At 72.8% G+C, this 14410-nt stretch carries 15 protein-coding genes; 9 read left to right on the top strand and 6 right to left on the bottom strand.

The genetic code is table 11. The annotated features are described in order from the left end of the window. Positions 1–87 precede the first annotated feature (87 nt). Positions 88–495, top strand: a complete 408-nt coding sequence (locus ACH4F2_RS08045; RefSeq protein WP_279563602.1) for a DUF1992 domain-containing protein — start codon at positions 88–90, stop codon at positions 493–495. A 10-nt stretch (positions 496–505) separates the two neighbouring features. Here the strand turns inward: ACH4F2_RS08045 and ACH4F2_RS08040 are convergent, their stop codons facing one another. Further along, positions 506–1057, bottom strand: coding sequence for a hypothetical protein (locus ACH4F2_RS08040; protein WP_398131852.1), 552 nt, complete (start codon positions 1055–1057; stop codon positions 506–508). Positions 1058–1062: 5 nt separating this feature from the next. Next, a complete protein-coding gene (locus ACH4F2_RS08035) occupies positions 1063–1734 on the bottom strand; it encodes a hypothetical protein (protein ID WP_398131851.1) in 672 nt (223 codons plus the stop codon). Positions 1735–1899: 165 nt separating this feature from the next. Here ACH4F2_RS08035 and ACH4F2_RS08030 point away from each other — a divergent pair, with 165 nt between their 5' ends. After that, complete coding sequence (locus ACH4F2_RS08030; RefSeq protein ID WP_398131850.1) at positions 1900–2400, top strand: GNAT family N-acetyltransferase; 501 nt, start codon at positions 1900–1902, stop codon at positions 2398–2400. A gap of 130 nt (positions 2401–2530) precedes the next feature. Here the strand turns inward: ACH4F2_RS08030 and ACH4F2_RS08025 are convergent, their stop codons facing one another. Then, a complete protein-coding gene (locus ACH4F2_RS08025) occupies positions 2531–4627 on the bottom strand; it encodes a DHA2 family efflux MFS transporter permease subunit (protein ID WP_398131849.1) in 2097 nt (698 codons plus the stop codon). 169 nt (positions 4628–4796) lie between these two features. Here ACH4F2_RS08025 and ACH4F2_RS08020 point away from each other — a divergent pair, with 169 nt between their 5' ends. After that, positions 4797–6086 (top strand): peptidoglycan-binding protein, encoded by a 1290-nt coding sequence (locus tag ACH4F2_RS08020; RefSeq protein WP_398131848.1) that lies wholly within the window; start codon positions 4797–4799, stop codon positions 6084–6086. Between the two features lie 63 nt (positions 6087–6149). Here the strand turns inward: ACH4F2_RS08020 and ACH4F2_RS08015 are convergent, their stop codons facing one another. Then, positions 6150–6812 carry an HAD-IA family hydrolase gene (locus tag ACH4F2_RS08015; protein ID WP_398131847.1) on the bottom strand — a complete coding sequence of 221 codons (663 nt, stop codon included), beginning with the start codon at positions 6810–6812 and terminating at the stop codon, positions 6150–6152. 314 nt (positions 6813–7126) lie between these two features. Next, a complete protein-coding gene (locus ACH4F2_RS08010) occupies positions 7127–7708 on the bottom strand; it encodes a TMEM165/GDT1 family protein (protein ID WP_398131846.1) in 582 nt (193 codons plus the stop codon). Positions 7709–8153: 445 nt separating this feature from the next. On the opposite strand from ACH4F2_RS08010, the gene ACH4F2_RS08005 reads away from it, so the two are divergent. The 4 genes from ACH4F2_RS08005 to ACH4F2_RS07990 all read left to right on the top strand — a co-directional run bounded on the left by ACH4F2_RS08005 (position 8154) and on the right by ACH4F2_RS07990 (position 12279). Then, positions 8154–8798, top strand: coding sequence for an HNH endonuclease family protein (locus ACH4F2_RS08005; protein ID WP_398131845.1), 645 nt, complete (start codon positions 8154–8156; stop codon positions 8796–8798). Between the two features lie 143 nt (positions 8799–8941). Beyond that, positions 8942–10705: an alkaline phosphatase D family protein gene (locus ACH4F2_RS08000; RefSeq protein WP_398131844.1), complete on the top strand. Its 1764-nt coding sequence runs from the start codon at positions 8942–8944 to the stop codon at positions 10703–10705. Between the two features lie 272 nt (positions 10706–10977). Further along, positions 10978–11433, top strand: a complete 456-nt coding sequence (locus ACH4F2_RS07995) for a DoxX family protein (RefSeq protein ID WP_398131843.1) — start codon at positions 10978–10980, stop codon at positions 11431–11433. 201 nt (positions 11434–11634) lie between these two features. Next, a complete protein-coding gene (locus ACH4F2_RS07990) occupies positions 11635–12279 on the top strand; it encodes a DedA family protein (protein ID WP_398131842.1) in 645 nt (214 codons plus the stop codon). A gap of 131 nt (positions 12280–12410) precedes the next feature. Here ACH4F2_RS07990 and ACH4F2_RS07985 read toward each other — a convergent pair whose 3' ends face one another. Continuing rightward, a complete protein-coding gene (locus ACH4F2_RS07985; protein ID WP_398131841.1) occupies positions 12411–13184 on the bottom strand; it encodes a helix-turn-helix domain-containing protein in 774 nt (257 codons plus the stop codon). A gap of 222 nt (positions 13185–13406) precedes the next feature. Here ACH4F2_RS07985 and ACH4F2_RS07980 point away from each other — a divergent pair, with 222 nt between their 5' ends. Next, positions 13407–14078: a DUF4097 family beta strand repeat-containing protein gene (locus ACH4F2_RS07980; protein ID WP_398131840.1), complete on the top strand. Its 672-nt coding sequence runs from the start codon at positions 13407–13409 to the stop codon at positions 14076–14078. Positions 14079–14105: 27 nt separating this feature from the next. Then, positions 14106–14410 (top strand): ATP-binding cassette domain-containing protein (locus tag ACH4F2_RS07975; RefSeq protein ID WP_398131839.1); only part of this gene is annotated, 305 nt, incomplete at its 3' end.

Genomic DNA, 14410 nt, shown 5'->3' with positions numbered 1-14410 from the left:
CGAGAGGGACCCTGAGACGTCCCTCGTTGACGTACCGCCGCCGCATGATAGATCGGCCGGTGGCGCGATGTCCGGCACACTGGGGTCATGACCGAGCGAAAGCCACCTGGCGTCGACTTCGAGTCCTGGGTGGACAAACAGATCCGTGATGCGGACGCGCGCGGCGAGTTCGCCCAACTGCCCGGCGCGGGCAAACCCCTGCCCAGCGAAGTGGACAGCACCTACGACGAACTGTGGTGGGTCAAGCGGAAGATGGCCCGCGAGGGCTTCTCCGTGCTGCCGCCCACCCTGGCCCTGCGCAAGGAGGCGGAGGACGCCCTGGAGGCGGCGGCGAACGCCCCGTCGGAGCGGGTGGTCCGCCGCATCGTCGAGGAGATCAACGTCAAGATCCGCGACGTCATGTTCAAGCCACCGCCCGGCCCCCCGCTGGGTCTGAAGCCCTACGACGTCGAAGAGGTCGTACGGCAGTGGCGGGAGCGCCGGGCGGAGCGGTGAAGCAGGCGCGTCACAGACGCATCAGGCGGTCCGACAGCTCGCGGTAGTCCCGCAGGGCCAGGCGGAGCTGCTCGGTGTCGGTGCTCGTGGCGCGGTCGTCCGCGCCGGTGTCGTGCCAAGAGGTGCGCAGGCTGCGGCGGCGGTGCGTCACGGCGTCCGTGAAGCGGGCGGTGATCTCCTCCAGGACGCGGTCGGCCTCCTCCACGGAGGCGCGCGGCGCGTCGACGAAGCCGGCCACCGCGTGCTGCAGGCGCTGCCCGAGCTCGTCCAGCGCGTCGTGCGGCACGAGCGTGCCGCCACCGTGCGCGGACCGGGCGGTGCCGCCCTCCGGGCCGTCGCTGTCGGTCCGCAGTCCCGGGGCGGTCTCGCTGCGGGCACCCGCCGCGTGGTCGGCACGGGCTCCGGGAGCCGGCTGCGTCTCACGCGGCGGTGCCGTGGTGCCCAGGGGCGCCTCGCCCCGGGTGTCGGGGGTGGTGCCCAGGGGTGCCTCGCCCCGGGTGTCGGGAATCTGCCTGTCTCGCTGGGCGGGGGTGCCGCCGGGCTGCCGGGTCACATCGGACATGTGGCTCAACTCTCCTTCGGCTGGCGCTTGCTGAACGACCAGGAGTGGGGGGTGCGGGCGCGGGCGGGCACGGGGCCGTCACCGTCCGTTCCGGTGCGGAGCCGGCCTCCGTCGTGCCGGCCGGGGCGTACCAGGTCGTCGAAGAGCGCGCGGGCGGCGACCAGGGACTCGCGCATCTCCTCGGTACCCGCGCCGCTGTCCTGCGCGCCGTCCACGCGCGCGTGCGTCACGCGGTGCACGCGCCGGTAGCCGTCGACGTGGTGGGCGTGGTGCACGGACAGCGCCGCGAGCTGCTCCTCGTACTGCCCGCCGTCCGGGAAGCCCCGGGCGCCGGCCACCTCCGCGAGCAGCCGGTCCGCCTCGCCGACCGCCTCGCGCGGGGAGTCGACGAAGCGCTCCTGGGCCGCGGTCCAGCGCGCCTCGAAGCGCTCGCGCTCGGCCGGCTCCAACGGCCTCTCGTGCAGCGAACCGTGCCGTTCCACGCGCTCTGCGAGTTCGCGCTCGGCGGCCTTGGTGTCGCCGTCGTGCCGGGCCAGGGCCCGGTCGTACTCGGGCCCGAAGCGCCGCTTCAGGCTTCCGCCGTGCTGGGGGCCCCGCGCACGCAGGGCCAGTACGGCCGCGACTACGAGCACGGCCGCCACGATCACGATCAAAGCGATGATCACGCCTGTGGACATGAGTGCCTTCCGGGTTCTCGGCCCTGCCGGCTCTCCGAACGGGCCGGTTCGCTGTTCGGGTTGCCCCGGACTCCGCCCTCAAACGGCGCACAGCTCGCGCCCACGGCGCATCGGTGGGAAAATACGCTTGCACAGTGCGCCGGTACCGTACCGACAATGCCGGTCATGACCTGGACGATCGCCCCGGAACCATACGACTCCCCCGTCGCCGCCGCCCTCTGGCGCGCGTACTACACGGAGGTCAGCGACCGCTACTACCTGCTGCACGAGGGACGGCCCACCGACCCCGGCGAGCTGGAGCGGGAGATCGCCGCGCACTCCGGCGCCGACCTCGTGCCGCCCCGGGGGCAGCTGCTGGTCGCGCGGTACGGCGGCGAACCGGCCGGCATCTCGGGCGTACGGCTGCTGGACGACACCACCGCCGAGCTGACCCGGGTGTTCCTGTACGAGCGGATGCGTGGCCGGGGCGGCGCCGCGCTGCTCGTGCGGGCCGCCGAGGACGCGGCACGGGCGCTCGGGGCCTCGCGGATGGTCCTCGACACGCGCGGCGACCTCGTCGAGGCCCGTGCCCTGTACGCCCGGCTCGGCTACGCAGAGACCGAGGCCTACAACGAGGGCCCGTACGCCGAGCACTGGTTCGCGAAGCGACTCCCGCACGCCGCCTGACGGGTTCACGGATCCGGACCCGGCGGAGCTCGCGGACCCGACGAGGCTCGCGGACCCGGACCCGGCGGAGCTCGCGGACCCGACGATGGACCCGGACCCGGACCCGGCGGAGCTCGCGGGCCGGGGGCGCTCAGCCGACCCGTGCCGGTGTGCGCTCCTCGTGCGGGCGCTCCCGCTCCGAGCCGCACAGCTCGCCGGTGAGTTCCTTCACCAGACGCACCAGGTCGGTCGGGCGGTCCGGGCCCCACCAGTCACCGAGCAGCGCGGCCAGGGATTCCTCACGGGCCAGCGCCAGCCGTTCGGCGACCTCGCGGCCCCGCTCGGTGAGGACCAGGTCGGGGCCCTCGCGGACGGCGAGGTGCCGCTCCTCCACCTGGCGGGCGGCGGCCATGACGGCGGTCAGCGGGACAGGGCTGCGCTCGGCGAGCAGGGCCGGCTCGACCCGGCCGTACTTCCTGACCCGCAGCAGCATCCAGCTCGACGCCGGCAGCAGGTCGTAGCCCGCCCGCGCGGTGATCCGCCGGTAGACCTCCCTGCGGCCCTCGCGGGTGCCGAGCACCGACAGCGCACGGCACACCTCGTCGCGCGAGGACCGCTCCACCGGGTTGCTGGCCAGGGTCTGCGTGGCGTCCGGTGCCCTGACGGAGCCGCGCAGCCGGTCCTCCTTCAGGAACCAGGCCAGCAGGAAGCCGAGAAGGGCGACGGGGGCGGCGTACAGGAAGACGTCGGTGATGGCGGAGGCGTAGGCGCTCAGGGCCTCGGGGCGCAGCGCGGGCGGCAGGGCGCCGATGCCGCGCGGGTCGGCCTTCAGGGTGTCCACGGAGACACCGGGCGGGAGTTCGGCGCCCCGGAAGGCGTCCGCGAGCTTGTCGCCGAGGCGGCCCGCGAAGACCGTGCCGAAGACGGCCACGCCGAAGGACGCGCCGATCGAACGGAAGAACGTCGCGCCGGAGGTGGCGACGCCCAGATCCTCGTACGCCACGGCGTTCTGCACGATGAGGACGAGTACCTGCATCACCAGGCCGAGGCCCAGGCCGAAGACGAAGAAATAGGCGCTCATCTCGGCGGTCGCGCTGTTCTCGTCGAGCTGGTGCAGCAGGAGCAGGCCGAGGGTGGTGACGGCGGTGCCCGCGACGGGGAACACCTTCCAGCGGCCGGTGCGGCTGACGATCTGCCCGGAAACGGTCGACGACAGCAGCAGGCCGACCACCATCGGCAGCATGTGCACCCCCGACATGGTCGGGGTGACACCCCGCACGACCTGGAGGAACGTCGGCAGGTAGGTCATCGCTCCGAACATGGCGAAGCCGACGACGAAGCTGATGACGGCGGAGAGCGTGAAGGTGCGGACGCGGAAGAGTTTGAGCGGGAGCACGGGCTCGGCGGCCCTGCGCTCCACGGCCACGAAGAGGGCGGCCAGGACGACTCCCAGCACCGCCAGGCCGATGATCTGCGGCGAACCCCAGGCCCAGGTCGTGCCGCCGAGCGAGGCCACCAGTACCAGGCAGGTGGCGACGGACGCGATGAGCAGGGTGCCGAGGTAGTCGATGACGTGCCGGGTGCTCCGGCGCGGAATGTGCAGCACCGCCGCGATCACGGCGAGCGCGACGATGCCGACGGGCAGGTTGATGTAGAAGACCCAGCGCCAGCTCAGGTGCTCGGTGAAGACTCCGCCGAGCAGCGGCCCGAGCACGCTGGTCGCGCCGAAGACCGCGCCGAACAGCCCCTGGTACCGGCCTCGTTCGCGGGGTGACACCAGGTCGCCGACGATCGCCATCGACAGCACCATCAGCCCGCCGCCGCCCAGTCCCTGGAGGGCGCGGAAGGCGATCAGTTCGGACATGCTCTGCGCCACGCCGCACAGCGCGGAGCCGACCAGGAAGATCCCGATCGCCGTCTGGAACAGCTTCTTGCGCCCGTACTGGTCGCCGAGTTTGCCCCACAGCGGGGTGGCGGCGGTCGCGGCCAGCATGTACGCGGTGACCACCCAGGAGAGGTGCTCCAGGCCGCCCAGGTCGCTGACGATGGTGGGCAGCGCCGTCGACACGATGGTCTGGTCGAGGGCGGCGAGCAGCATGCCGAGGAGCAGGGCTCCGATCGAGACGAGAACGCCGCTGGAGACCTGCTCCTGGCCCTCCCCGTTCGCCGCGGGCCGCGTCGGATCCGCCGGGGTCGCCGGGTCCCTCGGGGCTGTCGGGTCCGTCGCTTCGCGCGCATCTCCCGCCATGAAGTCCTCCCACGGGCGTCTCGCCTTCCATCCTGGTCGGTGTGACCCGATTTGGCCGGTTCAGTCCTGTGGGGAACCGGTACTCCGGGGGCGTGTGCGCGAGAGTGTGGAGGAGATCTGCATAATCTCTGGAGTTCGCGAGGGGAGTCGCGAGGGGAGGGACGAACGCGTGGAACAGCACAAAGAGCCGCCGCAGGAGCCGCAGGAGCGGCCCCAGGGGCACTCGTGCCCGGAGTGCGGAACGCCCAGGAAGGCGGACAACACGCCCTCCTGCGCCTGCGGGTCGAGGGCGTCCGACGCCCTGCGCGACGCGCGTACGGCACAGGCGGCAGCGGCGGAGGACTTCGACCCGCTGCGCATACGGCCGTACGTCGAACTGGACGGCACCGGGGGGCCGCCGACGCCCCCGACAGGGGCGGCACCCTTCTCCGGTGCGCCGATGCCCGGTGTTCCCGCGTCCGGGACACCCGAGTCCGGCACGCCCGCGTCCGGCACGCCCGTGCCCGGGACACCCGAGTCCGGCACGCCCATGTCCGAGGTACCAGCGTCCCCGGCGTCCTCGGCTTCCCCGGCGCCCCCGTCCGCGCCCGCCGCGTCCACCTCCGGCCCCGCGCTCGACCCGGACGCCACCATGACGCTGCGCGCCGTCGGCACCGAGCCGCCCGGTGCCGCCATGGAGGCGACCTCCGTGCTGCCCACGCCCCTGGCGCCTTCGGCCGGCCCGCCCAGCGCGCACGACCTGCGCCTGTTCGAGACCTCGGCCACCGCGCCGGCCGCCCCCTCCGCGCCCGTGGGGCCCGGTGCGGACGGCGCGTACGGTACCGGCGGGCCTCCGCCGCGCAGGCGGCGCCGCGGCGTACTGCTCAGTGCCGCCGGGGCGGTCGTGGTCATGGTGGGCGCGGCCGGGTACGCGAGCGGGCTGTTCTCCTACGAGTCACCCTCGCGGGACGGGGCGCTGCCGGACGAGGTCCGGGCGAGCGTGCCGGATCCGTCGGCCAGTGCGGCCTCCGCGACACCCGAGGCGAGCGCCACGTCCGCACGGCCGACCTCCGCGTCGCCGTCCCCGTCCGCCTCCGCGTCCGCCGACGCGAGCCCGTCGCCCTCGCCGTCCCCGTCGGCGTCGAGCACCTCGGCCGAGCCGACCCGGGTGGCCGAGCCGACACGGACCACGACGACCACGCCTGCCGACGACCCCACGGAGCAGTCCGAGGACGACGGACACACCCCCGGCGGCGGCGGCACTCTGCACCGCGGCGACCAGGGGCCCGAGGTCGCCGAACTCCAGCAGCGCCTGACGCAGTTGTACCTCTACACCGGCGACCTCAACGGCAACTACAACCGCCAGGTCGAGGACTCGGTCCGCACCTACCAGTGGGCCCGCGGCATCCGCTCCGACGAGCTCGGCGTCTACGGGGAGGACACCCGGCGCCAGCTGGAGTCGGAGACGCGGGCACCGTAGGCGAGGTGCGCGGGCACCGCAGGCGGGATGCGCGGGCACCGCAGGCGGGGTGCGCGGCCGCCGTCAGCCGATGTGCAGCCGCAGCGTCCCGTCGGCGCCGGCCTCCACACGCACCCGCGTCAGGTCCTCCACGACCACGTCGGGCCCGTGCGAACCGGCCCGCGGGCCGACCCCCACGACCTGCATCCCCGCGGCGCGCGCGGCGGCGATGCCGGCGCCGGAGTCCTCGAAGGCGATGCAGTCGGCGGGGGCGATCCCCAGTTCGGCGGCGCCCTTGAGGAAGCCCTCGGGGTCGGGCTTGCTGGCGCCGACCGACTCGGCGGTGACCCGGACGTCCGGCTGCGCGAGCCCGGCGGCGGCCATCCGCGCCGTGGACAACGGCACGTCGGCCGAGGTCACCAGGGCGTGCGGCAGTCCGCGCAGCGAGGCGAGGAACTCCGGCGCCCCGGGGATCGCGACGACGCCCTCGGTGTCGGCGGTCTCCTCGGCGAGCATGCGCGCGTTGTCGGCGTGGTTCTGGTCCATGGGCCGGTCCGGCAGCAGCAGCGCCATCGAGGCATAGCCCTGCCGCCCGTGGACGACCTTCATGACCTCGTCGCCGTCCAGGCCGTGCCGGTCGGCCCAGCGCCGCCAGACGCGCTCGACGGCGGCGTCCGAGTTGACGAGGGTGCCGTCCATGTCCAGCAGCAGTGCACGGGCGGTGAGAACGGTGGTGGTGGCCGTCATCGGCAGACTCCAAGGCGCGGGGCGGAATACAAGGCGGCCCCGCCCGCCGGTCAGGGGAAACGGGCGGGAGCCACTTTGTTCATCCACGGTACAAAACATACCGGGCATCGCGCCACCACCTCGCCCGAACATTCACGCACCGTTCGGTTCGCACGCCACCCGGCTCGTGCGTCCCCGAGCCCTCAGATCCGGCGGGCCCCCAGATCCGGCGGGCCCGGATCCGGTGAATCCCCCAGGTCCGCCAGGCCCCCAGGTCCGCCAGGCCCGCCAGGCCTGCCGGATCCGACGGATCCGCCGGATCCGTCGGGGGCAGCTCACCCGGCGACCGCCTCCCACAGGCTCCACACCCCGAGGCCCAGCATGAGCAGCGCCGCGACCTTCGTGATCAGCCGCAGCGGCACCCGCTTCATCAGGGCCTTGCCGCCGACGATGCCGAGGCCGGCCACCGCCCACAGCGCGAGCACCGCGCCGAGACCGACGGAGAGCGGGTCGTCGTAGCGGGCCGCGAGGTTCGCCGTCATGATCTGCGTGAGGTCGCCGAACTCGGCGACCAGGATGAGCATGAAGCCCGCCCCGGAGACCTTCCAGAAGGACTGGTCCTCCGGCTTGCGGATCTCCTCGTCCTCATCGTCCTTCCTCATCAGCAGCACGGCGGCGCCGCCCAGGAACAGCACACCGGTCAGCGCGTGCACGATCTGCTGCGGCAGCAGGGTCAGCACACTGCCGGCCGCGACCGCCAGCACGACGTGCAGCGCGAAGGCGGCGGCCACGCCGGCGAAGACGTACGAGGCCCGGTAGCGGGTGCCGAGGACGAGGCCGGCCAGTGCGGTCTTGTCCGGCAGTTCGGCCAGGAAGACGACGCCGAAGACGACTGCCGTCACGGTCAGGCTGATCAAGGGTTCCTCTATCGGTCGGGGCCGCCCCGCCGAGAGTGCTGATCCCGCGGATTTCACACCATCCGCGACGCAAGACACCTCGGCACGGCAGCACACGGTCCACCCCTGCCGTACGGCGGGGGCGTGCACTGCTTGCCGAAGGTCTCGCTGGCCGGCCTCGCGTGCGAGACCTGCCTCCGGGCGCCGGCTCAGACGAGCTGAGCAGTATGTCGACGGTCCGGCGAAGAGCTACTCCCCTTCTGCGCCGTCCATAGTACGCGAGCCGTCGAGCGGACCCGAGAGGCGAAGGTCCCGGGCGCCGTGAGAGGCGAAAGTCCCGTCGCACTTATAGACGTGCCATGCACACGTCACTAACTTCTTACCGACCGCACACCTGTGCGCCATGCGGCGTCGCGAGCATTCCCCTGCCCGCGTCCCAACACCCCCACACTCCAAGGGAGTTCGCATGCCGAAGTTCTACGCGCGTCGACGGCTCGGTTTCCTCGCCGCGTTCACCGGACTCATAGCCTCCGCCGGGCTCCTCAACGGCCCGGCCGCCTCCGCCGCCCTCCCCACCCCGGTCAGCGCCGCCACCGCCCGCGGCTACCTCGCCTCCCTCACCGTGGCCACCGAGAACCGCACCGGCTACGACCGCGACCTCTTCCCGCACTGGATCACGCAGTCCGGCTCCTGCAACACCCGCGAAACCGTCCTCAAGCGCGACGGCTCGGGTGTCGTCACCGACTCCTCCTGCGCCGCCACCAAGGGCAGCTGGTACTCCCCCTACGACGGCGCCACCTGGTCCGCCGCCTCCGACGTCGACATCGACCACCTCGTCCCGCTCGCCGAGGCCTGGGACTCCGGCGCCGGCTCCTGGAGCACCTCCCGGCGCCAGTCCTTCGCCAATGACCTGACCCGCCCCCAGCTCCTCGCGGTCACCGACAACGTCAACCAGTCCAAGGGCGACCAGGACCCGGCCACCTGGATGCCCTCGCGCAGCGCCTACCAGTGCACGTACGTCCGCGCCTGGGTCCAGGTGAAGTACTACTACGACCTCTCGGTCGACTCCGCCGAGAAGTCGGCGCTGCAGAGCCGGCTCGCGAACTGCTGACCTCCCGGCCGCCCGGTGAAGCGCCCGCGCATCGGAGTCCGGTCACCAGGCATCGGCGGTCCGGTCACCGGGTGTCCGGCGCGGAACTCCCCCGTCGGCCTCCGTCGTTCCGTACCGTACGGGGCGACGGAGGAGGCACCACCATGGCCGGTCTGCGCCTGGGACCACTGCTGAGATACACCGACGGCTCGTGCGCGACCGTCTGGGTCGAGACGAACCGCCCCTGCACCGCCGAGGTGCGCTGCGCCGACGGCGCCCGGGGCACGACCCCCACCTTCCAGATCGCGGGGCACCATTACGCCCTGGTCCCGGTGACCGGTCTGACACCCGGCAAGGCGACGGAGTACGAGGTGCTCCTCGACGGCGCGCGCGTGTGGCCGCCGCCCGACTCGCGCTTCCCGCCCTCGGTGATCACCACGTCCCCGGCGGTGCACGAGGAGATGCGCATCGCGTTCGGTTCCTGCCGCTGGGCCGCGCCACCGGCCGGCGGGAAGGACCGGGTGGGCCCGGACGCGCTGGACACGCTCTCCGCCCGGATCGCCGCCGATCCGCAGGGCGCGCGGCCCGACCTGCTGCTCCTGCTCGGCGACCAGGTGTACGCCGACGAGATCTCCGACGCCACACGCCACTGGATCGCCGGCCGCCGCGACCTGAACGAGCCCCCCGGCGACCAGGTAGCCAACTACGAGGAGTACACCCGCCTCTACTACGAGTCGTGGCTCGACCCCGAGGTGCGCTGGCTGCTGTCCACCGTGCCCAGCTGCATGATCTTCGACGACCACGACGTCATCGACGACTGGAACACCTCCGCCGCCTGGCTCGCCGACATGCGGGCCACGGACTGGTGGCGCGAGCGGCTGCTGAGCGGGCTGATGTCCTACTGGGTGTACCAGCAGCTGGGCAACCTCTCCCCGGACGAGCTGGCCGCCGACCCGCTCTACGCGGCCGTCCGCGAGAGCCCCGACGGCACCGACGCGCTCCGCACGTTCGCCGCGCGGGCCGACGCCGACCCGGCCTCCGTCCGCTGGAGCTACCGGCGCGACTTCGGCCGCGTACGGCTGGTGATGGTGGACTCGCGCGCGGCCCGCGTCCTCGATGAGGACCGCCGCACGATGCTCGACCCGGGCGAGGCCGCCTGGCTGCGCGAACAGATCCTGGACGGGCGGGGCGGCGGCGAGCACCGGGACGGAGACAACGAGGCCGGGGCCCACGAGGCCGGGAACGGGGGAAGCGCCCGGGGCGAGGACGGGGACAAGGACAAGGACGGGGACAAGGACGGGGGCGACGGGCAGAGTGCGTACGATCATCTGCTGATCGGCACCTCCCTGCCCTGGCTGCTGCCCCACCTGGTGCACGACGTGGAGGCGTGGAACGCGGCGATGTGCGTCGGGGAGCGCGGCGCACGCTGGGCACGCCTCGGGGAGAGGATCAGACGCGGGGCCGATCTGGAGCACTGGTCGGCCTTCCCGTCCTCCTTCGACGCCCTCGCCGACCTGATCGCCGAGGCCGGAACCGGCCCCGGGGCGCCCGCGACGGTGAGCGTGCTCTCCGGCGACGTCCACCACGCCTACGTGGCCGAACCGTCCTGGCCCGGCCGCGCGCCCGACGCCCGGGTGGCGCAGCTGACCTGCTCCCCCGTCCACAACTCCGTACCGCTTTCGATCCGCCTCGGCTTCCGCTTCGGCTGGAGCGCCCCGGCGCGTGCCCTCGGGCGGCGCATCGCCCGGCACGGACGCTGTGCGCCGCCGGCGGTCGGCTGGCGCAAGACCGGCGGCCCCTGGTTCGGCAACCAGCTCATGACGCTGACCCTGCGGGGGCGTTCGGCCCGGCTCCGGCTGGAGCAGGCACGGGCGGAGCGCGACGGGGCGACCGTCCTGCGGACGATCACGGACAGGGAGCTGGCGTAGGACCGGGGCGGGTCCGGGTAGGACCGGGGCGGGTCCGGGTAGGACCGAGGCGGGTCCGGGTATGAAACCAGTCACACCGGTGGCCTGCGCCGTACGCGTGGGAGCGCTCCCACCTGCGAGGGCGACAGCACCGGAAGGGCGATCGTGCGCCAAGTCATGGCCAAATGTTGAACTTGCAAGTACTCGTAAGGCGCACCTAACGTGGGCACCCCACTCGGTTCCGTCCCCACCGGCCCCACACGGGCCGGTCCGACCGAAGGAGCACCCCCCACATGTCCGGACGCCTCGACAGCGCCCAGCCCTACGCCCTCGGCCTGTTCCGCATAGTCGTCGGCCTGCTCTTCGCCTGCCACGGCGCGGCCTCCCTCTTCGGCGTCCTCGGTGGCGCCTCGGGAACCGGCGGCACCGTCGAGGCCGGCACCTGGCCCGGCTGGTACGCGGCCGTGATCCAGCTGGTCGGCGGCAGCCTCGTCATGCTCGGCCTCGGCACCCGCGCCGCCGCGATCGTCTCCTCGGGCTCCATGGCCTACGCGTACTTCAAGGTGCACCAGCCGGGCGCCCTGTGGCCGATGGAGAACGGCGGCGAGGCCTCCGCCATGTTCTGCTGGGCCTTCCTGCTGCTGGCCTTCACCGGCTCCGGCGCCTTCGGCCTGGACCGGCTGTTCTCCCGGCGGAGCGCCGAACAGGAGAAGGCCGCCACGGAGCGGCAGACGCCGGTCGCGGCCTGACCGACCCGCAGCGGCGCCACCCCGGACCGGGAGGCGCCGCTGTCGCTTCCGCCGGGTGAACGCTCCGTGCCGAAAACACAAGGCCCCTGTGAACCGTCTGTCACACCCCAGGCGTACGCTGTATGGCTGTCATCGGCCGCCCCTGCCGTCCCCGCGTCTCGCGGCATGGCCCGGCCCACGGGGGAGTAACGGGGAGTTGTGGTGGTCGAAAGTCTGGGGAGTATTGGTTCGCTGGTCAGCAGCCCATGGATCTATGTGCTGGTGGCCGTCTCGGTGCTCCTCGACATCTTCCTGCCGGTGCTGCCGAGCGGTGTCCTGGTGATCACGGCGGCCACGGCGGCGGCCGCGGGCACGGGTGCGGGCGCGGCGGCCGCCGGGCGGGTTCCGCAGGACGTCCCCGACATCCTGGTCCTGACGCTGTGCGCGGCGACCGCTTCCGTCCTCGGTGATCTGGCGGTCTACCGCCTCGCCTGGCGCGGCGGACCGCGGCTGGACCGCGCGATCGCCCGTTCCCGTCGGCTGACCACGGCGCAGGAACGTCTCGGCGGAGCTCTCGCCCGTGGCGGTGGTGCGCTGGTCGTACTGGCCCGTTTCGCCCCGGCCGGCCGCTCGGTCGTCTCTCTCGTCGCGGGCGCCGCCCACCGCCGGGTCCGCGAGTTCCTCCCCTGGTCGGCCCTGGCCGGACTGGCCTGGGCCGCCTACAGCGTCGCCCTCGGCTACTTCGGCGGCCAGTGGCTGGGCGCGACGTGGCTGGGGGCCGCGGTGTCACTGGTGGCTCTGTTCGGCGCGGGCGCGGGGGCGGCGTACCTGATGCGCCGCCGGCCCCGGACGACGGAGGCCTCGTAGCAGGCCGGGCGTCGTAGCAGGAGCAGGCAGGGCGTCGTAGCCAGCCGGGGGACTCGGTGGGGCGCCGGTAGGAGTGCGGGGGGCTGCTCAGGTGGAAGCCGTCCGGCACGGGCACCACCGGCTGTGCCCCCTCAGGACGGTCGCCCGGCCGCCTGTGCGCGATCCGGACTCGGTTCGGCACTGCCGTCCGGGGTCGCCTGAGGTTTCGTGTGGAGGATCTCGCGGGCCTGCTCCGCGGCGCGGGCGAGGCTCTCGGAGACGAAGTCGAGGAAGCGGGCGATGTTCTCCAGGCGGGCGGCGGCCGGGGTGTGGGGGCCGAGGATGTCGACGCCCTGCCGTGCGGTCTCGACGACGTGGGCCGTGGAGCGGGCGCTGGCCTGCATCGACTGGTACCAGATGTCGTCGTCGACGACGTAGCGCTCGCGGCGGCGTTCGTCGCGTTCCCGGCGGACGAAGGCCTGACTCTCGAGGAACGCGATCGCTTTGGAGACGGACGCCGGGCTGACCTGGAGGCGCTGGGCGAGCTCGGACGCGGTGAGGCTGCCGGCGTCGGTGAGGGTGAGGCAGGCCATCACCCGGGACATCATCTTGGGCATGCCCGACCCCATGAGGACGGTGGTGAACACCTCCTCGTACTCGCGCACCGCATCAGGGTCGCGCCCGTGGGCCTGCGCGGGCGCCTCCGGCGCCGGTGCCGCCTGCCTGCGCCGCTGGGTACGGCGCTCTGTGGCGCGGTGGGCCAGGTCGGCGCGGTAGCCGGTGGGGCCTCCGTTGCGCATCACCTCACGCGTGACCGTCGAGGTCGGGCGATCGAGCCGTCTGGCGATCTCGGCGTAGGCGAGCCCGTCGGCCAGTCCCAGCGCGATCTGCTGGCGTTCCTGCTGAGTGAGTCTGCCTCCCGGCACCGGCGGCCTCCTTCGTGGCTTCTGTTGCCCACAGCTTAGCGTTCACTCTCACTCCATTGCAACGAACGAGCCGGAGTTGTTGCGTTAGGCTCGAAACCATTGCAACGAAACACCTGCCCTCACCTGTGGCTACTTAGAAACCTTGCAACAAGTACGTTGCGCGCATCGTGAACGCAACGTAGCGTTTCCAACGTCAGAAACAACGAGTCGCAGGAGGAAGCAATGCAGAAGTTCGACACCGCCGCCCCGGTCTCCGCCGTCCTGGTCATCCCCGCGGGGCGCGTGCAGTTCATCGCCGCCGACCGGGCCGACACCGTGGTCGAGGTCCTGCCCTCGGACGCCTCGAAGAGCCGCGACGTGAAGGCGGCGGAGCAGGTCCGGGTCGAGTACGGCGACGGCCTCCTGCGGATCCAGAGCCCTGCGGCGAAGAACCAGGCCTTCGGCCCTTCCGGCTCCGTCGAGGTGACCGTCCAACTGCCCGCCGGCTCCCGCGTCGAGGCGAAGGCGGCCGCCGCCGAGTTCCGGGGTGTCGGGCGGCTCGGCGACGTCACCTTCGAGGGTGCGCAGGGCTCGGTCAAGCTCGACGAGGCCGACAGCGCCCGCCTGACCCTCCTCGCCGGTGACATCTCGGTCGGCCGTCTGGGCGGCCCCGCGGAGATCAGCACTCAGAAGGGCGACATCCGCATCACCGAGGCCGTGCGCGGCACGGTCGTACTGCGCACCGAGTCCGGCGACGTGTCGGTCGGCGCCGCCCGCGGAGTCTCCGCCTCTCTGGACGCCGGCACCACCTACGGCCGGATCCACAACGCACTCCAGAACGCCGACGGCGCCGCCGCCGGTCTGACCATCCACGCGACCACCGCCCACGGCGACATCACCGCCCGCAGCCTGTAGCCCGCAGCCTGGAGAAGGAGCACCCACATGACCAGCTTGGCCATCGCGGCGAACGGGCTGCGCAAGTCGTACGGCGACAAGACCGTCCTCGACGGCATCGACCTCGCTGTCCCCGAAGGAACGGTCTTCGCTCTGCTCGGGCCGAACGGGGCCGGCAAGACCACCGCCGTGAAGATCCTCTCCACGCTCATCACCGCCGACGGCGGGCAGGCGCGGGTCGCCGGCCACGACCTCGCCGCCGACCCCCAGGCCGTACGGGCCGCGATCGGCGTCACCGGGCAGTTCTCCGCCGTCGACGGCCTGATCACCGGCGAGGAGAACATGCTCCTCAT

The organism is Streptomyces sp. NPDC017890, assembly GCF_044328675.1.
Taxonomy (GTDB): Bacteria; Actinomycetota; Actinomycetes; order Streptomycetales; family Streptomycetaceae; genus Streptomyces.
The sequence above is the reverse complement of the archived record's forward strand: the minus strand, read 5'-3'. Positions and strand labels throughout refer to the sequence as shown.